Origin of the sequence: Bradyrhizobium cytisi (assembly GCF_008123515.1) — a bacterium.
In the GTDB taxonomy this organism is placed as follows: Bacteria; Pseudomonadota; Alphaproteobacteria; order Rhizobiales; family Xanthobacteraceae; genus Bradyrhizobium; species Bradyrhizobium cytisi.
In genome coordinates this window covers 1-22,512 of record NZ_VSSR01000002.1, presented here as the reverse complement: position 1 = coordinate 22,512, position 22,512 = coordinate 1, and the positions used below count along the sequence as shown (strand labels likewise).

Genomic DNA, 22,512 nt, shown 5'->3' with positions numbered 1-22,512 from the left:
GAGAAGGGGAAGAAAGACCTCACGCCATGCTCAACTCGTGGCGACCCACCACCATCCAGTGCACCTCGTCCGGACCGTCCGCAAAGCGCAGGTGGCGGACGTCCTGGTACATCTCGGCCAGCGGCGTCCAGTGCGAGATGCCGGTGGCGCCGTGCATCTGGATCGATTGGTCGATGATCTTGCAGGCCCGCTCCGGCACCATGGCCTTGACCATGGAGACCCAGACGCGGGCTTCCTTGTTGCCGAGCACGTCCATCGCCTTCGCGGCCTTCAGCACCATCAAGCGCATCGCTTCGATCTCGCAGCGCGCCTGCGCGATGATCTGCATGTTGCCGCCGAGATGGGCGATCTTCTTGCCGAAGGCTTCGCGGGTGAGGCCGCGCTGCACCATCAGGTCGAGCGCCTTCTCGGCCTTGCCGATGGTGCGCATGCAGTGATGGATGCGGCCGGGTCCGAGGCGGAGCTGCGAGATCTCGAAGCCGCGGCCTTCGCCGAGCAGCATGTTCTCCTTGGGCACGCGGACATTGTTGAATCGCATGTGCATGTGACCGCGCGGCGCGTGGTCCTGACCGAACACATACATGGGCCCGAGCACCTCGACGCCGGGCGTGTCGCGCGGCACCAGGATCTGCGACTGCTGCTTGCTCGGCGCCGCGTCCGGATTGGTCTTCACCATCACGATGAGTATCTTGCAGCGGGGATCGCCGACGCCGGAGATGTAATACTTCTCGCCGTTGATGACCCACTCGTCACCGACGAGCTTTGCAGTCGTCGAGATGTTCTTGGCATCGGAGGAGGCGACGTTCGGCTCGGTCATGACATAGGCCGAGCGGATCTCGCCGTTCATCAGCGGCTTCAGCCACTTCTCTTTCTGCTCCTTGGTGCCGACGCGCTCCAGCACCTCCATGTTGCCGGTGTCGGGCGCCGAGCAGTTCATGGTCTCCGACGCGAGCGGGCTCTTGCCGAGCTCGGAGGCGATATAGGCGTAGTCGAGATTCTTCAGGCCCTGGCCGGTCTCGTCATCGGGCAGGAAGAAGTTCCAGAGGCCTTCCTTCTTGGCCTTGTTCTTGGCGACCTCAAGCACCTCGATCTGCTTCGGTGTGAAGCTCCAGCGATCCTGTTTGCCTTCGCCGGCCTTGGCGAACTCGATCGACATCGGCTCGACCGTCTCGCGAATGAATTTCCTGACGTGATCGTAGAGCGACCGCACCTGGTCCGACATGCGGAGATCGTTGAGCTCGTCGCCGGGATTGAGCGTGTAGTTGGTGGTGCGGGGAATGTAGGCGTGCTTTGTCATTGTTCCTCCCGGGGTCACTGAGATCGCGTTGGGCCGGAGAATAGTCGCAGCACGGCCAAAGCGCGAGCGCGTATTTTCTCACGCAAGCCATGCCATGCGATGGAATTTCGCAAGGGCGTTTGAAATGTTGTTTGAATCGAGGAGCGCTGTTTCGATGTGCTCGCCGCGCTCTCCGCTGTCATCGCCCGATTCAATCGGGCGATCCAGTATTCCAGAGACGGAAGTGATTGAACCGAGAAGCCGCGGCTTCAATCAGTTCGGCATCCGGTGCATCGCGCAGATCTTGTTGCCGTCGAGATCGCGCAAATAGGCGATATACAGCTTGTTTCCCGCGCCCTCGCGAATGCCGGGCGGATTTTCGATCGGCGTTCCGCCAGCGGCGACGCCGGCGGCGTGCCACTTGTCGACCTGCTCAGGCGAGTTGGCGGCAAAGCCGATGGTGCCACCATTCGCACAGGTCGCCGGCTCGCCGTTGATCGGCTTCGACACCGAGAATACGCCGGTCCTGGTGAAGTAGAAAATGCGATGGCCGTCGACCTTCGCCGGACGTACTTCGAGTGTGTTCAGCAAATTGTCGTAGAAGACCTTCGCCTTGTCGAGATCGTTGGTGCCAATCATGATGTGCGAAAACATTTGCCCTATCCCCTCAGCGCTTGCAAAACCAGAGACCGTAGGTGGGCAAAGCGCAGCGTGCCCACCACGGTAGTCGAAAGCGCTCATGGCGGGCACGGCGCAGATGCGCCTTTGCCCACCCTACGAGATCTCAAAACGCCGTATAGCCGCCGTCGATCACGAACGTATCCGCGGTGTGATACGACGACGCCTTGCTCATCAGATACACCGCGATGCCGCCGAAATCGGATGCCTCGCCGAAGCGCCGCACCGGAATGCGCGGCATCACGTTGGCGACGAATTTTTCGTTGGCCATGATGCTTGATGTCATGTCGCTCTTGATCCAGCCCGGCAGGATCGCGTTCGCGGTGACGCCGTGGCGCGCCAGCTCGACGCCGAGCGCGCGCACCAGCGCGTTGATGGCGGCCTTGGTCGCCGCATAATGCTCGTTGCGCGCAGTGCCGAAGATCGAGGCGAGGCTCGAGGTCGCAACCAGCCGGCCAAAGGGATCGCCGGCATTGGCGCGGTCGGTCATGTGCTTTGCGGCCGCCTGGAAGGCGTGGAACACACCATCGAGATTGGTCGCAAACATCGCGCGCCATTCCGCCTCGGTGCGCTCGATGAAGGACCTGCGGCCGCCACCGCCGATGCCGGCATTGGCGAAGCAGCCGTCGACCCGGCCGAAGCTGTCGAGCGTCGCGTTCATAGCGGCATTGACGGAGGCCGGATCGGTGACGTCGCAGACGCGGGTATCGACCTTGCCGGTGAGGCCCGCCATGCTCGCGGCAGCAGCCTTGTTCTTGTCAGCATTGCGGCCCCAGATCGAGACGTTGCAGCCTTGGCCGGCGAGCGCCTGCGCGATGCCGAGCCCGATACCGCCATTGCCGCCGGTGATCACCGCGACGCGGCCGGAGAGGTCGAAAAGATTCATGGCGCGTTTCCTGTTTTTGGCAAGGCTTCTTGGTGTGCCGCGCGTCAGCCGGTGCGCGCAAGATCATGCGATATGACGGTGGGGTATGCTTTCGTCACCATGGACAAGACCGCGCCAAAAATCAAATATGCGCTCCGGCAACAAATTCCGGTCTGCGAAACTGACGCGGGCCGCAACCGACGAGGAAACGATGCAGTTCAAACACGTCACGCTCGAAATCGATGGTTCGGTTGCGATCATCAGGCTCGATCATCAGGAGGTGATGAACGCAGTCTCCGTGGACATGCTGGGCGGGCTCTCCGATGCGCTCGACGCGATCGAGGAGAAAAAAGATGAGGTGCGCTGCGTCGTGCTGACCGGCGCCGGGCGGGCGTTCTGCACCGGTGCGAATCTCCAGGGCCGCAACAACCAGTCGAAGAAGACCAAGGCCGGCCTGACGCTCGAGACCGGCTTTCATCCGTTCCTGCGCCGCGTCCGCAATCTGCATTGCCCGATCGTCACGGCGGTCAACGGCCCGGCAGCGGGCGCCGGCATGAGCTTCGCGCTGCTCGGCGACATGATTTTATGCGCGCGGTCGTCTTACTTTCTTCAAGCCTTCCGCCGCATCGGCCTCGTGCCGGATTGCGGCTCGACTTGGCTGCTGCCGCGCCTGATCGGCAAGGCGCGCTCGGTCGAATTGTCGCTGATTGGCGAGCGGCTGCCGGCCGAGAAGGCGCTGGAATGGGGGCTCGTCAACCGCGTCTATGACGACGGCGTTCTGATGGAAGAGGCAATGAAGCTTGCACGCGACCTTGCCAGCGGCCCGACGATCGCGCTGTCGCTGATCCGCAAGCTCTATTGGGACAGCCCGGAAAACTCCTTCGAGGACCAGCTCAATCTCGAATTCCAGTGCCAGCTCCGCGCCGGCGATACGCAGGATTTTCGCGAAGGTGTCGGCGCCTTTCTGGAGAAGCGTCCGGCGCAGTTCAAAGGCAAATGATCGAGGCGGAGCTCTCCCGCAGCGTTGCGCGCTGGTGCAAGGGAGCGACCGGCGTTACCGGCGCGGCAAAGCTGTCCGGCGGCGCCAGTCAGGAGACCTGGCGCTTCGACATTACCCATCCCGATGGGCCGATCGGCGCGATCCTGCGCCGCTCGCCGAAAGGCTATGGCGCAGCGCCAACGCGTGCAGCCGGTCTTGCCGCTGAAGCGCGGCTGATGCAGCTCGCCTATGAGGCGGGTGTGCCGTCGCCGCGTGTGATGCATGAGCTGACGCCGGACGAGGAACTCGGCACCGGTTTCATCATGCAGCGGGTCGAGGGCGAGACCATCGCGCGCAAGATCCTGCGCGACGAGGAGTTCGCGGCGGCGCGGCCGCTTCTCGCGCGGCAGATCGGCGCCGTGCTTGCGGGCCTGCACAGGCTGCCGCAGGACAAGCTGCCCGAGTTGCGCAGCCGGTCCGGGACCCAGGAGATATCCGAGTTCGAGCGCGACTATCGCAGCCTGGATTGGCCAAAGCCGGTGTTCGAGCTGGCGCTGCGCTGGCTGCGCGACCACGATCCCGGTCCGTCCGCCGAGACCACGCTGGTGCACGGCGACTTCCGCAACGGCAATCTCATCATCGGCGCCGACGGCGTTCGCGCGGTGCTGGACTGGGAGCTCGCCCATCTCGGCGATCCCATGGAGGATCTCGGCTGGGTCTGCGTCAACTCTTGGCGCTTTGGTGAGATCGACAAGCCCGTCGGCGGTTTCGGCTCGCGCGAAGAGCTGTTCGCGGGCTATGAGGCTGCCGGCCGTGAGGTCGATCCGTCACGCGTGAAATTTTGGGAAGTGATGGGCACGTTGCGCTGGGGCATCATGTGCGGCGGCATGATGCAGCGGTTCCGCGAGGGTCCGGATCATTCGATGGAGCGCGCCATGATCGGCCGCCGCGCCTCGGAGACCGAGATCGATCTGCTGCGGCTGCTCGCGCCGCGGGGAGGTTAGGCATGCAGGACGAACCGACACCGATCGAGCTGACCAAGGCGGTCGCCGATTTCCTCCGCAACGACATCACGCCGCTGGTCTCGGGCCATCAGGCCTTCAAGTTGCGGGTGGCGGTCAACATCCTCGACCTCGTGACTCGGCAGTTGACGCAGGAGGAGGGGGGCGATGCTGCGGAGGTGGAGCGCCTGCGCGCGCTACTTGGTATGGACGGCGCGGTAACTGACCTCAACCGCGCACTCGCGGATCGTATCGCCAAGGGCGAGGTGGATTTTGCAACGCCGGGGCTGGCCGAGCATCTGTGGGCGACTACGATGGACAAGCTCGCGGTGGATCAGCCGAACTATGCGTCATACAAGCGCGAGCTGGGGCGGGGCGGGTAGGCAGTGGCCCCATCCTCCGTCATTGCGAGGAGCCCTTGCGACGAAGCAATCCAGACTGTCTCCGCGGGAAGATTCTGGATTGCTTCGCTCCGCTCGCAATGACGCGTTGAGCTACTTCCCCACCCATTTTGGCGGGCGCTTCTCCGAGAACGCCTTCGGGCCCTCGATGTAATCCTGCGACGCGACCATCGCCTTTACCGCCGGATATTCGCGCTGCTCCTCGATCGCCTGTTCCAGCGAGACGGCAAGGCCCTTCCGGATGGTCTGCTTGGACGCCCGAATCGACATCGGCGAGTTCTTGGTGATCATGTCGGCCCAGCGCAGCGCGCCAGCAAGCGCTTCGCCCTGCGGCACCACCTCGTTGACGAAGCCGAGCTCAAAACCCTCCTTGGCGCTGACATGACGCGCGGTGAGGATCATGCCCATGGCGCGCTTCAAGCCGATTTGCCGCGGCAGCCGGTGCAGGCCGCCTGCGAGTGCGGCGAGGCCGACGCGCGGCTCGGGCAGGGCGAAGGTCGCGTTCTCCGAGGCGATGATGAGGTCGCAGGCGAGCGCGATCTCGAAGCCGCCGCCCATGGCGACGCCGTTGACCGCGGCGATGATCGGCTTGTCGCAGTCGAATCGCGCGGTGAGGCCGGCAAAACCGCCCTTGTCCCAGCCGCGCTTGCCTCCCGCCGCCTGCCACTTCAGATCGTTGCCGGCGCAGAACGCCTTGTCGCCGGCGCCGGTGACGATCGCAACCCACTGCGCAGGGTCGGCGGCGAAATCGTCAAACACCTTTTGCAGCTCGAAATGCGCATCGGTGTGCAGCGCGTTGTAGACCTCGGGCCGCGACAGCGTGATGATCGTGATCGGCCCCTTGTGTTCCACTTTTGAGAATTTCAGCTCCATCGCGCGCTCCCGCATTTTCTCGTGAAGGAATATTGGCGTCATAGTACCGCGGAGGCATCGTTCAACACCATCGAATTGCGCAATGTGCCTTGCGCGTCTGGCACGCCTCGCTTTGCTTGACTTGAGCGCGCTCTTCTCACCCTAATCGTGCGAAGCAAAACGCGCCTAGCGCCTTAACGCAAAACGATAGAATCAATCCGGGAGAGAACCGTGGATTTCTCATTGCCTGCCGATCTCGTCGCCTATCTCGGAGAGCTCGATCGCTTCATCGAACGCGAGATCAAGCCGCTGGAACAGGCCGACGACAACATCCGCTTCTTCGATCATCGCCGCGAATGGGCGCGCACCGATTTCGAGAATGGCGGCCTGCCGCGTCACGAATGGGAAGCGCTGCAGCGCAAGGCGAAGGATCTCGCGGACGCCGCCGGCCATCTGCGCTTTCCGGTGCCGAAGCAGTATGGCGGCAAGGATGGCTCCAACCTCTGGATGGCCGTGATCCGCGAGCATTTTGCCGCGAAGGGTCTCGGCCTGCACAACGACCTCCAGAACGAGCACTCCATCGTCGGCAATTTTCCCGTCGTCACCATGCTCGATCGCTACGGCCGCGACGACCAGAAGGCGATGATCGACGGCTCGATCAAGGGCAAATACCGCATCACCTTCGGCCTGACCGAACCCAATCACGGCTCGGACGCGACTCACATGGAGACGCGCGCGGTGCCGGCGACTCGCGACAACGTCAAGGGCTGGATCATCAACGGCGAGAAGATGTGGACCACCGGCATGCACGTTGCCACGCATTGCGCGCTGTTCGCGCGCACCTCGGGTAATGACGGCGATGCCCGCGGCATCACCTGCTTCCTGGTGCCGGCCAAGAGCCATGGCGTGAAGGTCGAGGAGTACATGTGGACCTTCAACATGCCGACCGATCATCCCCGCGTCAGCTTTACGGACGTGTTCGTGCCTGAGGATGCGCTGTTCGGCGAGGTCGGCCGCGGCCTGTCGCTGGCGCAGTGCTTTGTGCACCAGAACCGCATCCGCCAGGCCGCGAGCTCGCTCGGTGCGGCCGTCTACTGCATCAACGAAAGCGTGAAATATGCGCGCGAGCGAAAGCCGTTCGGCAGGGCGCTGGCAGAGAACCAGGCGATCCAGTTCCCGCTGGTCGAGCTTGCCACGCAAGCCGAGATGCTGCGCCTGTTGATCCGCAAGACCGCCTGGGAGATGGACCAGCTCAATGAGGAGCAGATCGAGCGCACGCTCTCCGATCGCGTCTCCATGTGCAACTACTGGGCAAACCGCCTCGCTTGCGAATCCGCCGACCGCGCCATGCAGGTCCACGGCGGCATGGGCTATTCACGCCACAAGCCCTTCGAGCACATCTACCGCCACCACCGCCGCTACCGGATCACCGAGGGCAGCGAGGAGATCCAGATGCGCAAGGTGGCGGGGTTTTTGTTTGGGTATATGGGGCCGGGGAAGCATTGAGCGTCAATCTGTGCACTCGTAGGGTGGGCAAAGCGAAGCGTGCCCACCATGCTTCCGGCTAGCGTAGTAAGACGGTGGGCACGGCGCGCGAAGAGCGCACCTTTGCCCACCCTACGAAATCAATTCACCCGTCGATCCTTGCCCGCCCAATACGGCTCCCTCAATTGTCGCCCGCACCACGCCGAAGGCGGCGCGCTGCGCTGCGTGCGGGGCACGAGATTATCCCCGCTTCGCCCGGTCCTTCTCGTTCTGCGCCATGATGCTCTCGCGCGCGGTCTTCCAGTCGTCGTCGCTCCAGTCCCGGAGCTGGTAGAAATTGCCGCCCATGGCCAGCGCCTGTGCACCGTCCATGGCGATGGTCTCGCCGGTGATCCAGTCGCAGCCGCCGGAGATCAGGAACACCGCGAGGTTCTGCAATTCCTCCATGGTGCCGACGCGGCCCATCGGGTTCATCGCCTTGGTGCGTGCGCCGGCCTCGTCGCCGGGCTTGATGCGCTTGCTCATGCCCTCGGTCGGGATCTCGCCCGGCGCGATGGTGTTGAGACGGATGCCGTGTCGGCCCCATTCGGTCGCAAGCGACATCGTCATGGCGTGGATCGCCGACTTGCTCATCGCCGACGGCACCACGTAAGGCGAGCCGTTGCGCACCCAGGTCACCGTGATTGAGACGACATTGCCGGGCTGCTTCAAGGCGATCCAGCGCTTGCCGACCGCATGCGTCACATAGAACGTGCCGTGCATGACGATGTTGGCGACCGCGTCGAAGCCGCGCGGCGAGAGCTCCTCGCTGCGCGAGATAAAATTGCCGGCGGCGTTGTTGATGAGGTCGGTCAGCGGCGCGTCGCGGAAGATATTCTCGATCATCTCCTCGACGGCGAGCGCATTGCGGATGTCGACGCCGTGGCTGGTGACGCGGCCGCCATACTGATCCATCAGCTCGGTCGCGGTCTCGTCGCAGACGATCTTGCGCCGGCCGCAGATGTGCACCTCGGCGCCGAGCTGGAGAAAGCGCGCCGCCATCGATTTGCCGAGGCCCGTGCCGCCGCCGGTCACGAGAATGCGCCGTCCAGCCAGAAGATTTTCCTTGAACATGGCTGTTTCTCCCTTACGGATTGTCAGTTAATTGGTCGATTGACTAAATCCGGCGGTCAGCTTTCTGTAAAGCGGCACCGAACAAGAACAGGCAAGAACTAGGGGAGAATTCATCCATGGAAGAGCGCGTCTCGATCTCGATCTCGGAAGGCGTCGCCGACGTGCGCCTGGTGCGCGCGGATAAGATGAATGCGCTCGATCAGGCCATGTTCGAGGCCCTTGTTGCGGCAACCGAGCGGCTTTCGAAGGAAAAAGGCGTGCGCGTCGTCGTGCTGTCCGGCGAGGGCCGCGCCTTCTGCGCCGGTCTCGACATGGGGCGTTTTGCCGCCATGAAGGAGAATGGCGGCAACGGAATTCCGGGTGGCGAAAATCGCGATCTCACCAAGCGCACGCATGGCCAGGCGAACTTTCCGCAACAGGCGGTATGGGGATGGCGCCAGCTTCCGGTTCCCGTGATTGCGGCCGTGCACGGCGTTGCCTTTGGCGGTGGCTTCCAGCTCTCGCTCGGCGCCGACATGCGCTTCCTCTCCCCCGATGCGCGGATGTCGGTGATGGAGATCAAATGGGGCCTCGTGCCCGACATGGCGGGCACGCCGATCCTGGCCTCGCTCGTGCGCGATGACATCTTGCGCGATCTTACTTACACCGGCCGCATCTTCTCCGCGCAGGAGGCGATGACGTATGGCCTCGCCACGCGCATCTGCGACGACCCGCGCGTCGCAGCGCTCGAAGTCGCGCGCGAGATCGCGGGAAAAAGCCCCGATGCGATCCGCGCCGCCAAGCGCCTGCTCAACAATCTCTCGGTCGATTCCGGCCCTGCGCTGCTTGCAGAGTCGGTCGAGCAGCAGAAGCTGATCGGCAGCGCGAACCAGACCGAAGCGGTGCGGTCGAATCTGGAGAAGCGCGCGGCGAGGTTTGCGGATTGAGTTCGTCATTCCGGGATGCGCCGCAGGCGCAGGCCCGGAATCCATCGCACCTCATCGTCCGCTGTGAAATGGATTCCGGGTTCGATGCTTCGCATCGCCCCGGAATGACGGCCTGAGTGATGCCCACCTCTCTCAACCCGACGAAACATCGGAAAACAAAAATGAGCGAAGCGTCCCAATTCCTCGGCATCGTCTCCGGAGATCGCCGTCGCGACCATGCCGAGGTCGCCAATCGCGCCGACCGCATCGCGTCCGGCCTCGCCAGGATCGGCGTCCGCCAAGGCGATTGCGTCTGCATGCTGATGCGCAACGATATCGCCTTTCTCGAAGCCGCCTACGCCGCGATGCGGCTCGGGGCCTATGGCGTGCCGATCAACTGGCATTTCAAGCCGGAGGAGATCAACTACATCCTTGGCGATACCGGCACGTCCGTGCTGATCGGACATGCCGACATGCTGCACGCCTTGCGCGATGCTATCCCGAAAGGCGTGACGGTGCTCAGCGTGCCGACACCGCCGGAGATCCTGTCCAACTACAAGATCGATCCCGATCACCTGACGGCTCCTGAATTCGCGATCGATCTCGAATCCTGGCTCGCGCAATTCCAGCCCTATGACGGCCCGGTCGTGCCGCAGCCCATGAACATGATCTACACCTCAGGCACCACCGGCCATCCCAAGGGCGTGCGCCGCAATGCGCCGACGCTGGAGCAGCAGGCCGCCGGCGAGCGCATGCGCGCGATGATCTATGGCTTGAAGCCCGGCGCTCGCGCGATCCTGCCGGGCCCGCTATATCATTCCGCGCCGAACTCGTTCGGCATCCGCGCCGGCAAGCTCGGCGGCGTATTGGCGCTGATGCCGCGCTTCGAGCCGGAAGAATTTCTGGAGCTGATCGAGCAGTACAGGATCGACACCATCTTCATGGTGCCGACCATGTTCATCCGCCTGATGAAGCTGCCGGAGGAGGTGCGCAGCAAATACGACGTCTCCTCGCTGCGCCACATCATTCACGCTGCGGCGCCATGTCCGGCCGATGTCAAGCGCGCCATGATCGAATGGTGGGGTCCGGTGATCTACGAATTCTACGGCTCGACCGAATCCAGCGCGGTCACGTTTGCGACCTCCGAGGACGCACTGAAGAAGCCCGGCACCGTCGGCAAGATCTCGCCCGGCGCCGAGCTGCGCTTCATCGGCGATGACGGCCGCGTGATTGGTGTCGGCGAGATCGGCGAGATCTATTCCCGCATGGCCGCGATGGCCGACTTCACCTACCACAACAAGCCGGAGAAGCGCGCCGAGATCGACCGCGACGGCTTCATCACCTCGGGTGACGTCGGCTACATCGACGCGGACGGTTACGTCTTCATCTGCGACCGCAAGCGCGACATGGTGATCTCGGGCGGCGTCAATATCTATCCGGCCGAGATCGAATCCGTGCTGCACGCCGTGCCGGGCGTGCATGATTGCGCCGTGTTCGGCATCCCCGACGCCGAATTCGGCGAGGCGCTGATGGCCGTGGTCGAGCCGCAGCCGGGCGCCACGCTCAATGCAGCCGATATCCGCGCGCGGCTGAAGAGCTCGCTTGCCGACTACAAGGTGCCGAAGCATATCGAGGTCCGCTCGGGACTGCCGCGCGAAGACTCGGGAAAAATCTTCAAGCGCCGCCTGCGCGATCCCTATTGGGAGCAGGCGGGACGGAAGATCTAGCTCGGATTTGTGTTATACAAACGCGATCATTGACCCCGGATCATCCCAAGGTTCCTGAATCTAATGGCCCCCGTTTCCATTCTGCTCAACGTCATCTGGATTCTCATCGGCGGTGCCTGGATGGCATTCGGCTGGCTGGTGGCGTCCATCATCATGGCCATCACCATCATCGGCCTGCCCTGGGCGCGGGCGGCGTTCAACATCGCCGTCTATGCGCTCTTGCCGTTCGGTTCGCGGGCGGTCAGCCGCGACGAGGTCACCGGTGCTGGCGATATCGGAACCGGCCCGCTCGGGGTGATAGGCAACATCATCTGGTTCGTGCTGGCCGGCTGGTGGCTGGCGCTCGGCCACGTCCTGACGGCCGTGATCTTTGCCATCACCATCATCGGCATTCCCTTTGCGTGGGCCCATCTGAAGCTCGCAGGCATCGCGCTCTGGCCGATCGGCAAGGTGATCGTGCCAGCCTGACCTTGCCGGCACACTTCGAGCCCGGCGCGGGCCTGTGTGCACCGCCCCCAACTTCATCTTGCGCTGCGGCAAAAAACTTGCACACTTGGTAGGCCGGGGAGCCATTGGGAGCTCTGCAAAAGGAGCGAGCCATGTCCCTCCAGACCCTACCATCCGACGCTGCCGATCTTCGCCCGAACAGGCCTGAGGACGCCCAGGCGCTGGAGGCTGACGCGCGGCTGCGCGACGACATCCGCCTGCTCGGGCGTATCCTGGGCGACACGGTGCGCGACCAGGAGGGCGCAGATGTGTTCGACCTGGTCGAACGCATCCGGCAGACCTCGATCCGGTTCCACCGCGACGAGGACCGGCCTGCGCGCCGCGAGCTCGAGCAGATCCTCGACGGCATGTCGACCTCGGAGACAGTGCGAATCGTCCGTGCCTTCAGCTATTTCTCCCACCTCGCCAACATCGCCGAGGACCAGAACAACATCCGCCAGATGCGCGCGGGCAAGGGCGGCGGCTCCGGCGTGCTGGCGGAGACGCTCGCCAAAGCCAAGGCCGCGGGCATTGGCGCGGATACGCTACGCAATTTCTTCAAGAGCGCGCTGGTCAGTCCGGTGCTGACGGCGCACCCGACTGAAGTCCGCCGCAAGAGCACCATGGACCGCGAGATGGAGGTCGCTCGCCTGCTCGACCGCCGCGAGCGGGTTGCGCTGACGGAGGACGAGGCCGCCGCCAGCGACGAGCAGCTTCGCCGCGAGGTGCTGACGCTGTGGCAGACCAATCTGTTGCGCCGGACCAAGCTCACCGTGCTCGACGAGGTCGCCAACGGCCTGTCGTTCTACGATTACACCTTCCTTCGTGAAGTGCCGCGGTTGGTCAACGCACTGGAAGACCGGCTGGAGGAGGGCGGCGAGCAGGCCGCCAGCGAGCTCGCCTCGTTCCTGCGCATGGGAAGCTGGATCGGCGGCGACCGCGACGGCAATCCGTTCGTGACCGCCGACGTGATGCGCGGCACGCTGCGGCTCCAGTCGAGCCGGGTCATGCAGTTCTATCTGAATGAGCTGCACGTGCTCGGCTCGGAGCTGTCGATCGCAGCGCATCTCGCCGACGTCTCGGGGGAGCTGCGCACACTGGCGGAGCGTTCGCCCGATACCTCGCCGCACCGGAGCGGCGAGCCCTATCGTCTCGCGGTCTCCGGCATCTATGCCCGCCTGACGGCCACGGCCGAAAAGCTCGAGGTCGAGATCACCCGCCGTCCCGTCGGCAAGGGCGCGCCCTATGAGAGCGTCAGGGAGTTGCAAGCCGATCTCGACGTGCTGCACCGCTCGCTGATCTCCAATAACGCCCGCGTCATCGCCCGCGGCCGGCTGCGGCTGTTGCGTCGCGCGGTGGATTGCTTCGGCTTCCATCTGGCGCGGCTCGATATTCGCCAGAACTCGGCAGTACACGAACGCACCATCGCCGAGCTGATGGACGCGGCAAACCCCGGCATGTCCTATCTCGCGCTCGGCGAGGAGGCGCGCATCTCGCTGCTCACCAACGAATTGCGCAGCATCCGCTCACTGGTTTCGCCATTCGTCAAGTACAGCGACGAGACCATGGGTGAGCTCAACGTCTTCCATGCGGCTGCGGAGGCGCATGCGAAGTTCGGCTCGGACGCGATTCCCCAATGCATCATCTCGATGTGCAAGGGCATGTCTGACATGCTCGAGGTCGCGGTGCTGTTGAAGGAGGTGGGCCTGGTCCATCCCTCCGGGCGCAGCGCCATCAACATCGTGCCGCTGTTCGAGACCATCGAGGATCTGCAGGCCTCCAGCGGCATCATGGATCGCATGCTGTCGCTGCACGATTACCGCCGCCTCGTCGACAGCCGCGGCAGCGTGCAGGAGGTCATGCTCGGCTATTCCGACTCGAACAAGGACGGCGGCTTCGTCACCTCGGGCTGGGAGCTCTACAAGGCCGAGATCGGCCTCGTCGAGGTGTTCGAGCGCCACCACGTTCGCCTGCGTCTGTTCCACGGCCGCGGCGGCTCGGTCGGCCGTGGCGGCGGGCCGAGCTATGACGCCATCGTTGCGCAGCCGGGCGGGGCGGTGAACGGCCAGATCCGCATCACCGAGCAGGGCGAGATCATCTCGTCGAAATATTCCAACGCAGAGGTCGGCCGCAACAATCTCGAAATCCTGGCGGCGGCGACGCTGGATGCCAGCCTGTTGCAGCCGAGCCAGAGCGCGCCGCGCCGCGAATATCTCACTGCGATGGACGAGCTTTCAAATCTGGCCTTCAAGGCCTATCGCGGCCTCGTCTACGAGACCGACGGTTTTGTCGATTATTTCTGGGGTTCGACCGTCATCAACGAGATCGCGACGCTCAACATCGGCAGCCGTCCGGCGTCGCGCAAGAAGACCCGCGCGATCGAGGATTTGCGTGCGATCCCCTGGGTGTTCTCCTGGGCGCAGTGCCGCCTGATGCTGCCGGGGTGGTACGGCTTTGGCAGCGCAGTGGAGCAATGGATCGCGGAGCATCCCGACAAGGGCATGCCGTTCCTGAAAGAACTCTACAAGGAATGGCCGTTCTTCCGCATGCTGTTGTCGAACATGGACATGGTGCTCGCGAAAAGCTCGATCGCGATCGCATCGCGCTATGCCGAGCTGGTGCCGGACGAAGCCCTGCGTGAAAAGATCTTCGGCCGCATCCGCCGCGAGTGGCATTCCTGCATCGAGACGTTGCTCGACATCATGGATCAGGACCGGCTGCTGCAGGGCAACCCGCTGCTGGAGCGCTCGGTGCGTCACCGATTCCCCTATCTCGATCCGCTCAACCACGTGCAGGTCGAGCTCTTGAGGGAGCACCGCGCGCAGAACCCGGATGAGCAGGTGCTGCGCGGGATTCAGCTGACGATCAACGGCATCTCGGCGGGGCTGAGGAATACAGGATAGGTTCAGGAGCCACGCGGTCGCCTCGCACTCTGTCGTCATGCCCGGGCTTGTCCCGGGCATCCACGTTCTTCGTGCCGTGTGTCAACGCGTGGATGGCCGGGACAAGCCCGGCCATGACGAGGAGCGGGGCTCTCAACAGAAATGCGCGCCCTGCGTCTCCACATAGACCGAATACAGCGACTGGCTCGCGGTCATGAACAGTCGGTTGCGCTTCTTGCCGCCGAAGCACAGATTGGCGCAGGTCTCCGGCAGCATGATCTGGCCGATCCGTGCGCCGTCGGTCGATGCGAACACCTGCACGCCGTCATAGCCCGGTCCGACCCAGCCGGCGCCGACCCAGATATTGCCTTCAGTGTCGACGCGCATTCCGTCGGGGAAGCCTGACTTGCCGTCGAGCTTCATGTCGATCAACCGCTTCGGGTTCGATAACTTTTGACCGTCGAGGTCGTAGGACCACACCACGTTTTCCGCCTGCGGATAATGCGTGATCCCGGTGTCGCAGACATAGACCTTCTTGTAGTCGTGTGAGAAGGCGATGCCGTTCGGCTTGAACGGGTCGTCCGCGACCTTCGTCAGCTGGCCGGACTGCGCATCGAGGCGATAGACGGCTTCCTTCTGATAGGGCTGCAGCGAGCCGGTATTGGCGAGCTTGCCCTCGTAGATGCTGATCGCGCCGTAGCCGGGATCGGTGAACCAGATCGACTTGTCGTTGGGATGCACGACCATGTCGTTCGGGCCGTTGAGCGGCTTGCCGTTGGCCTGCTCGGCCAGCGTCGTCACCGAGCCATCGTGCTCGTAGCGGACGAGGCGGGTGCGCTCGGCGCTGATCTGGCGTCCCTCGGTGTCGAACGAATTGCCGTTGGCCTCGTTCGACGGCTTGTGGAACTGCTCGGAGATATGGCCGTCATCGTCGAGATAGCGCAGCTGCCGGTTTGCGGGGATGTCGCTCCAGACGAGATATTGCCCCTGCGCATTCCACGCAGGTCCCTCCGCCCAGAGGCAGCCGGTATAGAGCCGCTTGATCGCGGTGTTGCCGACCTTGGCCTTGAAGCGCTTGGGATCGATGACGACGATGTCGGGGTCGGGATAGCGCTGCGGCTCGGCATTGGCGCCATAGTCGCGGGCGTCGGCCTTGGAGGCGAGCAGGGTGGATGCGACGACGGTCGCGGCGCCCTTGAGGAGCGTGCGGCGGCCGAGACCGCCGCGCTCGCTTGCAATGATGTCGTCGGAGTTGGTCAGTATTCTTGTCATGGTTTCCTCCCAAAGTTGTGTTGGGAGGACACCATTCGCTCGCATTCGGGCGTAAAGCGGGGCGATCTCTGGACAAGGCAACCAGAGATCGCGGCGCAGGGATGCCAAAAATATGGCTAGACGGGATCCCACGGGAAGATGTCGGCGGAGCGATCGAGCTTGTAGAACGAGCCCTTCAGCGCCGGCATGCCGTGCTCCGCGATCGACTGCGGCGTCCAGCCTTCGCTGCGATGCACCGAGCGCAGCGGACGGTTCTGGCTGAACAGGAACAGCTCGTTCATGCGCGCGCCAAAGATCTGGCCAGAGACATCCTTGGCGGCATCGGAGAGCAGATAGGCGCAGATCGGCGCGATCTTCTCCGGACCCATCTGCTTGATCTTCTCGACACGCGCCTTCTCGGCGTCGGTTTCGGTCGGGATGGTGCCGATCATGCGGGTCCAGGCAAACGGCGAGACGCAGTTCGAGCGAACGTTGAAGCGGCCCATGTCGAGGGCGATGGATTTAGAGAGCCCGACGATGCCGAGCTTGGCGGCGGCGTAGTTGGCCTGGCCAAAGTTTCCGATCAGGCCCGAGGTCGATGTGAAGTGCACGAAGGAGCCGCTTTCCTGCTCGCGGAAGATGCGCGCCGCGGCATGGCTGACGTAGAACGAGCCCATCAGATGTACCTTGATGACGGCCTCGAACGCTTCCACGCTCATCTTGTGGAAGATCATGTCCCGCAAGATGCCGGCATTGTTGACGACGCCGTCGAGCCGGCCGAAATGATCGGTCGCCGTCTTCACGATCTTGCTCGCCGGCACGGCTTCCGCGACCGATTCGAAATTGGGGACGGCGATGCCGCCGCGCTTCTTGATCTCGTCGACCACCTCTTCGGCGGGGGATGCGCTCGAGCCGGCACCGTCGGCGGCAACACCGGGGTCGTTGACCACGACCTTGGCGCCTTCCGCCGCGCAGAGCAGCGCGATCTCCCGCCCGATGCCGCGGCCTGCGCCGGTGACGATGATGACCTTGTCCTGCAGTGATTTGCTCATGTGGGTTTCTCCGCTGTCCGTTCCAATTTCCGCCGTCATTCCGGGGCGCGCCTCTTGGCGCGAGCCCGGAATCCATTTCTCCGCCTCGCCTGCTGCACGATGGATTCCGGGCTCGTCGCTTGCGCGCCGCCCCGGAATGACGGTGCGCTACCTCTCGTTCGTAAACACGATCGTGCCACTTGCGGCGAACATGCCGCCGACGCCGTGGCACACCGAAATCTTCGCGTTGGGCACCTGTGCCGGCGCGATGCCGCGCATCTGGCGCACGCTCTCCTGGAGCGCATACATGCCGTACATGCCCGAATGCATGTAGCTCAAACCGCCGCCATTGGTGTTGAGCGGAAGCTTGCCGCCGGGGCGCGTGTTGCCGTCGGCGATGAATTGGCCGGTCTCCTCATGCGGCATGAAGCCGAGGTCGCCGAGGCCGAACAGCGGCAGATGCGCGAAAGCATCGTAGATCATGAGGTGATCGACGTCCTTGTGCGCGATGCCGGCCTCCCTGAACGCCAACGGCCCCGCGGTCTTGAACGCGCGCGAGGAGTTGAACGTCTCCATCTGGCTGACCATCGGCGTCTCGACGCTCTCGCCGGTGCCCATGATGTAGACGGGCTTGCGCGGAAAATCCCTGGCGCGGTCGGCCGAGGTCAGGATCAGCGCGCCGCCGCCGTCGGTGACGAGGCAGCATTGCAAGAGCCGGAACGGATAGGCGATCATGCGCGAGTTGAGGACGTCGGCAACCGTGATCGGGTCCTTCATCATCGCCCGCGGATTCTTCGCCGCCCATTCGCGCTGGACGACCGCGACCGAAGCGAGCTGCTCGTGGGTGATGCCGTAGGTCTTCATGAAACGCAGCACGGGGATCGGAAACATGCTGGGCGGGCCGTAGACGCCGTAGGGTGCCTCGAACTGGCCTTGCAGGCTGTCGGCGGAGATCGAGCGCGGCGCCTTGCCGATCATCGACTTGCCGCTCTCGGCATGCGTGATCAGGACGGTCTTGCACAAGCCGGCCTCGATCGCCGCGGCCGCGTGGCGGACGTGCAGCATGAACGAGCAGCCGCCGACCGAGGTGCCGTCGACCCAAGTGGGCTTGATTCCGAGATAATGGCAGACCTGCTGCGGCGTCTCGACCGCGGTGGCGAAGCCGTCGATGTCGGACAGTTTTAGCCCGGCATCGGCGATGGCATTGAGCGCCGCATCCGCGTGAAGCTGGAGCTGCGAGACGTTGGGGATGACACCGAGCTCGGTGGTCTCGGCCGCGCCGACGACGGCAACCTGGTTCTTGCGCATGGTTTACCCCTTCGCCGGACGGAACACGGGGAGGGTGATCTTGTCGTCGAGTGCCTCGAAGGCGACCTCGAGCTTCATGTCGAGCTCAAGCGCCTCCGGGGTCTGCGGACAATCGATGATGTTGCTCATCATCCGCGGCCCTTCGGCGAGCTCCACCACTGCGATCGCGTAAGGCGGCGTGAAGCCGGGCGCGGCGGGACGGTGATTGATCACGTAGCTGTAGAGAAAGCCCTTGCCGCTCGCCTTGAACATCGAAACCTTGCGCGAGGCGCAGGACGGGCAGAACGGGCGCGGCGGGAAGTAGACATGCGCGCAGGCGTCGCAACGCTGCAGGCGCAGCTCGCCCGCCTTGGTGCCGTCCCAGAAATGCTGGGTTTCCGGCGTCGGTTTCGGTCGCGCGCGCTGCGGTTCGGCCATCTCGGAACGCCCTCCTCAAGGACAGGCTTCACGCCCGCCTGTTTCAATCTTGATGCGACAATCGGCTATAGCGCGTCAACGGTCCAGCAGGCAGCATGCATGCCATCATGCGCACAATGCTTGTGTCGAACTGAGCCGGCGCTATAGATTGCGCGCGCAATATTCCGTGAGACAGACATGCCCGATTTTCCGACACTGGCGAAGCTCGCCGACGACCTCGAAAGCGGCCGCACCACCTCCCGAAAACTGGTCGAGGCGTGCATCGCCAAAATCGCCGATCCCGCCGGCGAGGGGCAGCGCACCTTCGTCCATGTCGCCAAGGACGCCGCGCTTGCGACCGCGGATGCCATGGACGGCTTGCGCAAGGCCAGGGCTGCGCCGTCGCGCTATGCCGGCATCCCGGTCTCGATCAAGGATCTCTTCGACATCAAGGGCCAGGTGACGCGTGCCGGCTCCCGCGCGCTCGACGATTCCCCGCCGGCCGAGCAGGACGCGGCGACGGTGGCACGGCTGCGCAGGGCCGGATTTGTCGTGATCGGCCGCACCAACATGACCGAGTTCGCCTATTCCGGCATCGGCATCAATCCGCATTACGGCACGCCGAAGGGCGCCTGGAACCGGGCCGAGGGCCATGTGCCCGGCGGCTCGTCCTCGGGCGCGGCGGTGTCCGTGCTCGACGGCATGGCGCACGGCGCGCTCGGCACCGACACCGGCGGCTCCTGCCGCATTCCGGCGGCCTTTAACGGTATCGTCGGCTATAAGCCGACGCAGCGCCGTGTACCGCTCGACGGCGCGGTGCCGCTCTCGTTCTCGCTCGACAGCATCGGGCCTTTGGCGCGATCGGTCAGCTGCTGTGCCATTCTCGACGCCGTGCTTGCGAACGAGCCGATCGTGCCCCTGAAGCCGCGCCCCGTGAAAGGCATGCGGCTTGCGGTGCCGACCACGATCGCGCTCGACGATCTCGACGCGCCCGTGGCTGATACCTTCGAGCGCGCGCTGAAATCGCTCGCCGACCATGGCGCCATCATCGAGCGCATCGAGATGGCCGAATTCCACGACATCGGCCCGATGAACGCCAAGGGCGGCTTTGCCGCGTCCGAGAGCTATGCCTGGCATCGCTATCTCATCACGTCCAAGGGCGACGTCTACGATCCCAGAGTCTCCGTACGCATCATGCGCGGCGAGGCGCAGAGCGCGGCCGACTATATCGATCTGCTCAACGAGCGCCGCTCGCTGATCGCCCGCGTCAATGCGCGCATCGCGCCCTATGATGCCCTGGTGCTGCCGACCACCGCCAACACGCCGCCGAAGATTTCAGCTCTCGCCGACGACAGGGCGTTCACCGTCCAGAACCTGCGCGCGCTGCGCAATTGCACCCTGATCAACATGATCGACGGCTGCGCCATCTCGTTGCCGGCACATCGCGCGGGCGAGGTCCCCGTGGGCCTGATGCTTGCAGGCGCGGGTGGATCGGATCGTCGTATCTTTGAGCTTGCTGCCGGCATGGAGGCCGTCATTCGTGTTTGACCTGACTTTCACCGTCGACGCCCGGGACACCACCACGCCGCTGACGCTGGCGATCGACCAGATGGTCATCGCGGGCTGGACCGGCCGCGACGCGATCGCGCGCGACAAGCACATCGCCGAGCTGGAGGCGATGGGCATCGCCCGGCCGGCCTCGACGCCGATCTACTACCGCGCCTCGGCGCGGCGGCTGACCCAGGAAGACAGCATCGAATGCTGCGGCGGCGATTCCTCAGGCGAGGTTGAGTTCGTGCTGATCGGCTGGCAGGGCCGCATCTTCGTCGGCTGCGGCTCCGACCACACCGACCGCAAGGTCGAGGCCTACAACGTCACGGTCTCCAAGCAGATGTGCGACAAGCCGATTGCGTCCACGCTGTGGGAGCTCGAGGACGTCATCGGCCATTGGGACAGGATGATTTTGCGCTCCTACGCCACGATCAAGGGCGAACGCGTGCTCTACCAGGAGGGCACGCTGGACGCGATGCTGCCGGTCAATGACCTCATCGCGCGCGGTTTCGAAGGCGGAAAATTTCCTGACGGCTGCGCCATGTTCGGCGGCACCTTTGCAGCCAAGGGCGGCATCCGCCCCGCGGATCGGTTCGAGTTCGAGCTGGAAGATCCCGTGCTGAAACGCACGATCAAGCACGGCTACAATGTGATGACGCTACCGGTGAGGGGCTAAAGTCTCTCCGCCGTCATTGCGAGCGACGCTCTCTCGGCGTCATTGCGAGGAGCCCTTGCGACGAAGCAATCCAGAATCCCTCCGCGGAAAGACACTGGATTGCTTCGCTCCGCTCGCAATGACGGGGAGAGAGTCGGAAATCGGGTGGCAGAGGGCGGGGCGGTCCTGCGAGAGTCAATGCCATGGCAGCAACGGCACGCAAACCACCTCGGTCCCAGTCGGTGGACCTCACCGCCCACGTCGATGCCCTCGACTGGTCCCAGATCACCGCCGAACTCGACTCCCAAGGCTGCGCTGTCCTCAAGGACCTGCTGACGCCGGATCAGTGCCGTGCCGTCGCCGCCCTCTATCCCGACGACGCGAACTTCCGCAGCCGCATCGTCATGGGCCGCCATGGCTTTGGCCGCGGCGAGTACAAATATTTCTCCTACCCGCTGCCCGATCTCATCACGCAGCTGCGGCCGGCGCTCTATGCGCATCTCCAGGGCGTCGCCAATCGCTGGAACGAGGCGATGGGCATCGACATCCGCTATCCCACAGCGCATGCGGCCTTCCTGAAGCGCTGCCACGAGGCGGGGCAGGCGCGGCCGACGCCGCTACTGCTGCAGTATGAAGCCGGCGACTACAATTGCCTGCATCAGGACCTCTATGGCGAGCACGTGTTCCCGCTCCAGGTCGCGATCCTGCTGTCCGAGCCGGGGCGCGATTTCAGCGGCGGCGAGTTCGTGCTGACCGAGCAGCGCCCGCGCATGCAGTCCCGCGCCGAGGTGGTTCCGCTGGTGCAGGGCGATGCGGTCGCGTTCGCTGTGCATCACCGCCCGGTGCAGGGGACACGCGGCACATACCGCGTTAACCTGCGTCATGGCGTTAGCCGGATCAGGTCCGGTCAGCGCCACACCCTGGGTGTGATCTTTCACGATGCCAAATGAGTGCGGCGATTGACGGCTGATTTATTCGACAGGGTTGCCGAGGCGCAGCCGTCGCGCGAGGACATCGCCGATGGCGCCGTGCTGCTGCGCGGCTTCGTCAGGCCGATCGAGAACGAGCTGATCGAAGCCGTGCGCGCCATCGTGGCGCAGTCGCCGTTCCGGCGGATGACCACGCCCGGCGGCTACCAGATGTCGGTGGCGATGACCAATTGCGGCGAGCGCGGCTGGATCGCCGACCACACCGGCTATCGCTATGATCCCATCGATCCGCGAACCGGCGCGCCATGGCCGGCGATGCCGCCGGTGCTCCGCGATCTCGCCCGCCGCGCCGCGGAGCAGGGAGGCTTCCAAAACTTTGCGCCCGACGCATGCCTCGTCAACCGCTACGAGCCCGGCACGCGACTGTCGCTGCATCAGGACAAGGACGAGCTGGATTATTCGGCACCAATCGTCTCGGCCTCGCTCGGCCTGCCCGCGACCTTCCTGTTCGGCGGCCTGGCGCGCGCCGACAAGCCGCGCCGCTTCCGGCTGGTCCATGGCGACGTCGTGGTCTGGGGCGGGCCGTCCAGGCTCGCCTATCACGGTGTCGCGCCGCTCGCCGACGGCGAGCACGCGCTGCTCGGCCGAAAGCGGATCAATCTGACCTTCCGTAGCACGCGCTGACCTTCCTTCTCCCCTTGTGGGAGAAGGTGGATCGCTTGTCCAGACCGGATAGAGAGG

21 protein-coding genes are annotated in these 22,512 nt (G+C 64.3%); 12 read left to right on the top strand and 9 right to left on the bottom strand.

Features of this window, described 5'->3' with window-relative positions:
- Positions 1-19: 19 nt before the first annotated feature.
- The 3 genes from FXB38_RS00770 to FXB38_RS00760 form a co-directional block, all read right to left on the bottom strand.
- Positions 20-1,297: an acyl-CoA dehydrogenase family protein gene (locus tag FXB38_RS00770; protein WP_148748878.1), complete on the bottom strand. Its 1,278-nt coding sequence runs from the start codon at positions 1,295-1,297 to the stop codon at positions 20-22.
- A 252-nt stretch (positions 1,298-1,549) separates the two neighbouring features.
- Positions 1,550-1,930: a VOC family protein gene (locus FXB38_RS00765; protein WP_148748877.1), complete on the bottom strand. Its 381-nt coding sequence runs from the start codon at positions 1,928-1,930 to the stop codon at positions 1,550-1,552.
- A 130-nt stretch (positions 1,931-2,060) separates the two neighbouring features.
- Positions 2,061-2,840: an SDR family NAD(P)-dependent oxidoreductase gene (locus tag FXB38_RS00760; RefSeq protein ID WP_148748876.1), complete on the bottom strand. Its 780-nt coding sequence runs from the start codon at positions 2,838-2,840 to the stop codon at positions 2,061-2,063.
- Between the two features lie 190 nt (positions 2,841-3,030).
- Here FXB38_RS00760 and FXB38_RS00755 point away from each other — a divergent pair, with 190 nt between their 5' ends.
- The 3 genes from FXB38_RS00755 to FXB38_RS00745 are packed head-to-tail and all read left to right on the top strand — an operon-like array spanning position 3,031 to position 5,182.
- The gene (locus tag FXB38_RS00755; RefSeq protein ID WP_148748875.1) at positions 3,031-3,819 is read left to right on the top strand and encodes an enoyl-CoA hydratase/isomerase; all 789 of its coding nucleotides are present in this window, start codon (positions 3,031-3,033) and stop codon (positions 3,817-3,819) included.
- Positions 3,816-4,802, top strand: coding sequence for a phosphotransferase family protein (locus FXB38_RS00750; protein WP_148748874.1), 987 nt, complete (start codon positions 3,816-3,818; stop codon positions 4,800-4,802). The genes FXB38_RS00755 and FXB38_RS00750 overlap by 4 nt, the downstream gene beginning before the upstream one ends.
- A gap of 2 nt (positions 4,803-4,804) precedes the next feature.
- Positions 4,805-5,182, top strand: coding sequence for a DUF6285 domain-containing protein (locus tag FXB38_RS00745; protein ID WP_148748873.1), 378 nt, complete (start codon positions 4,805-4,807; stop codon positions 5,180-5,182).
- 111 nt (positions 5,183-5,293) lie between these two features.
- On the opposite strand, the gene FXB38_RS00740 is transcribed toward FXB38_RS00745, so the two are convergent.
- Positions 5,294-6,073 (bottom strand): enoyl-CoA hydratase-related protein, encoded by a 780-nt coding sequence (locus tag FXB38_RS00740; protein ID WP_148748872.1) that lies wholly within the window; start codon positions 6,071-6,073, stop codon positions 5,294-5,296.
- A 210-nt stretch (positions 6,074-6,283) separates the two neighbouring features.
- Between FXB38_RS00740 and FXB38_RS00735 the strand changes: the two genes are divergently transcribed.
- Positions 6,284-7,558, top strand: coding sequence for an acyl-CoA dehydrogenase family protein (locus FXB38_RS00735; protein WP_148748871.1), 1,275 nt, complete (start codon positions 6,284-6,286; stop codon positions 7,556-7,558).
- 219 nt (positions 7,559-7,777) lie between these two features.
- Here FXB38_RS00735 and FXB38_RS00730 read toward each other — a convergent pair whose 3' ends face one another.
- On the bottom strand, positions 7,778-8,650 hold the full coding sequence (locus FXB38_RS00730; RefSeq protein WP_148748870.1) for an SDR family oxidoreductase: 873 nt from the start codon (positions 8,648-8,650) through the stop codon (positions 7,778-7,780).
- Between the two features lie 116 nt (positions 8,651-8,766).
- Between FXB38_RS00730 and FXB38_RS00725 the strand changes: the two genes are divergently transcribed.
- The 4 genes from FXB38_RS00725 (at position 8,767) to ppc (ending at position 14,671) form a co-directional block, all read left to right on the top strand.
- Positions 8,767-9,576, top strand: coding sequence for a crotonase/enoyl-CoA hydratase family protein (locus FXB38_RS00725; protein ID WP_148748869.1), 810 nt, complete (start codon positions 8,767-8,769; stop codon positions 9,574-9,576).
- Positions 9,577-9,737: 161 nt separating this feature from the next.
- Entirely contained in the window at positions 9,738-11,282 is a 1,545-nt protein-coding gene (locus FXB38_RS00720) for an acyl-CoA synthetase (RefSeq protein ID WP_148748868.1), read from the top strand.
- Positions 11,283-11,345: 63 nt separating this feature from the next.
- Complete coding sequence (locus FXB38_RS00715; protein ID WP_148748867.1) at positions 11,346-11,750, top strand: YccF domain-containing protein; 405 nt, start codon at positions 11,346-11,348, stop codon at positions 11,748-11,750.
- 131 nt (positions 11,751-11,881) lie between these two features.
- On the top strand, positions 11,882-14,671 hold the full coding sequence (gene ppc / locus FXB38_RS00710; RefSeq protein ID WP_148748866.1) for a phosphoenolpyruvate carboxylase: 2,790 nt from the start codon (positions 11,882-11,884) through the stop codon (positions 14,669-14,671).
- 132 nt (positions 14,672-14,803) lie between these two features.
- On the opposite strand, the gene FXB38_RS00705 is transcribed toward ppc, so the two are convergent.
- The 4 genes from FXB38_RS00705 to FXB38_RS00690 all read right to left on the bottom strand — a co-directional run bounded on the left by FXB38_RS00705 (position 14,804) and on the right by FXB38_RS00690 (position 18,657).
- Positions 14,804-15,922, bottom strand: coding sequence for an SMP-30/gluconolactonase/LRE family protein (locus FXB38_RS00705; protein WP_148748865.1), 1,119 nt, complete (start codon positions 15,920-15,922; stop codon positions 14,804-14,806).
- 116 nt (positions 15,923-16,038) lie between these two features.
- Positions 16,039-16,953: an SDR family oxidoreductase gene (locus tag FXB38_RS00700; protein ID WP_148748864.1), complete on the bottom strand. Its 915-nt coding sequence runs from the start codon at positions 16,951-16,953 to the stop codon at positions 16,039-16,041.
- Positions 16,954-17,100: 147 nt separating this feature from the next.
- Positions 17,101-18,240: a thiolase C-terminal domain-containing protein gene (locus FXB38_RS00695; protein WP_148748863.1), complete on the bottom strand. Its 1,140-nt coding sequence runs from the start codon at positions 18,238-18,240 to the stop codon at positions 17,101-17,103.
- Between the two features lie 3 nt (positions 18,241-18,243).
- Positions 18,244-18,657, bottom strand: a complete 414-nt coding sequence (locus tag FXB38_RS00690; protein ID WP_148748862.1) for a Zn-ribbon domain-containing OB-fold protein — start codon at positions 18,655-18,657, stop codon at positions 18,244-18,246.
- Positions 18,658-18,834: 177 nt separating this feature from the next.
- On the opposite strand from FXB38_RS00690, the gene FXB38_RS00685 reads away from it, so the two are divergent.
- From FXB38_RS00685 to alkB, 4 genes are all read left to right on the top strand, one after another.
- A complete protein-coding gene (locus FXB38_RS00685) occupies positions 18,835-20,184 on the top strand; it encodes an amidase (protein WP_148748861.1) in 1,350 nt (449 codons plus the stop codon).
- A complete protein-coding gene (locus tag FXB38_RS00680) occupies positions 20,177-20,863 on the top strand; it encodes a DUF2848 domain-containing protein (RefSeq protein ID WP_148748860.1) in 687 nt (228 codons plus the stop codon). Before FXB38_RS00685 ends, FXB38_RS00680 begins: the two co-directional genes overlap by 8 nt.
- 182 nt (positions 20,864-21,045) lie before the next feature.
- Positions 21,046-21,792 (top strand): 2OG-Fe(II) oxygenase, encoded by a 747-nt coding sequence (locus FXB38_RS00670; RefSeq protein WP_148748858.1) that lies wholly within the window; start codon positions 21,046-21,048, stop codon positions 21,790-21,792.
- A 9-nt stretch (positions 21,793-21,801) separates the two neighbouring features.
- Complete coding sequence (gene alkB, locus FXB38_RS00665; RefSeq protein WP_148748857.1) at positions 21,802-22,455, top strand: DNA oxidative demethylase AlkB; 654 nt, start codon at positions 21,802-21,804, stop codon at positions 22,453-22,455.
- Positions 22,456-22,512 lie beyond the last annotated feature (57 nt).

Coding starts and splice junctions, on each gene's coding strand:
- FXB38_RS00770 (WP_148748878.1), bottom strand. CDS start 1,297: ATGACAAAGCACGCCTACATTCCCCGCACCACCAACTACACGCTCAAT.
- FXB38_RS00765 (WP_148748877.1), bottom strand. CDS start 1,930: ATGTTTTCGCACATCATGATTGGCACCAACGATCTCGACAAGGCGAAG.
- FXB38_RS00745 (WP_148748873.1), top strand. CDS start 4,805: ATGCAGGACGAACCGACACCGATCGAGCTGACCAAGGCGGTCGCCGAT.
- FXB38_RS00715 (WP_148748867.1), top strand. CDS start 11,346: ATGGCCCCCGTTTCCATTCTGCTCAACGTCATCTGGATTCTCATCGGC.
- ppc (WP_148748866.1), top strand. CDS start 11,882: ATGTCCCTCCAGACCCTACCATCCGACGCTGCCGATCTTCGCCCGAAC.
- FXB38_RS00695 (WP_148748863.1), bottom strand. CDS start 18,240: ATGCGCAAGAACCAGGTTGCCGTCGTCGGCGCGGCCGAGACCACCGAG.
- FXB38_RS00700 (WP_148748864.1), bottom strand. CDS start 16,953: ATGAGCAAATCACTGCAGGACAAGGTCATCATCGTCACCGGCGCAGGC.
- FXB38_RS00730 (WP_148748870.1), bottom strand. CDS start 8,650: ATGTTCAAGGAAAATCTTCTGGCTGGACGGCGCATTCTCGTGACCGGC.
- FXB38_RS00670 (WP_148748858.1), top strand. CDS start 21,046: ATGGCAGCAACGGCACGCAAACCACCTCGGTCCCAGTCGGTGGACCTC.
- FXB38_RS00760 (WP_148748876.1), bottom strand. CDS start 2,840: ATGAATCTTTTCGACCTCTCCGGCCGCGTCGCGGTGATCACCGGCGGC.
- FXB38_RS00750 (WP_148748874.1), top strand. CDS start 3,816: ATGATCGAGGCGGAGCTCTCCCGCAGCGTTGCGCGCTGGTGCAAGGGA.
- FXB38_RS00720 (WP_148748868.1), top strand. CDS start 9,738: ATGAGCGAAGCGTCCCAATTCCTCGGCATCGTCTCCGGAGATCGCCGT.
- FXB38_RS00740 (WP_148748872.1), bottom strand. CDS start 6,073: ATGGAGCTGAAATTCTCAAAAGTGGAACACAAGGGGCCGATCACGATC.
- FXB38_RS00725 (WP_148748869.1), top strand. CDS start 8,767: ATGGAAGAGCGCGTCTCGATCTCGATCTCGGAAGGCGTCGCCGACGTG.
- FXB38_RS00690 (WP_148748862.1), bottom strand. CDS start 18,657: ATGGCCGAACCGCAGCGCGCGCGACCGAAACCGACGCCGGAAACCCAG.
- FXB38_RS00755 (WP_148748875.1), top strand. CDS start 3,031: ATGCAGTTCAAACACGTCACGCTCGAAATCGATGGTTCGGTTGCGATC.
- FXB38_RS00685 (WP_148748861.1), top strand. CDS start 18,835: ATGCCCGATTTTCCGACACTGGCGAAGCTCGCCGACGACCTCGAAAGC.
- FXB38_RS00705 (WP_148748865.1), bottom strand. CDS start 15,922: ATGACAAGAATACTGACCAACTCCGACGACATCATTGCAAGCGAGCGC.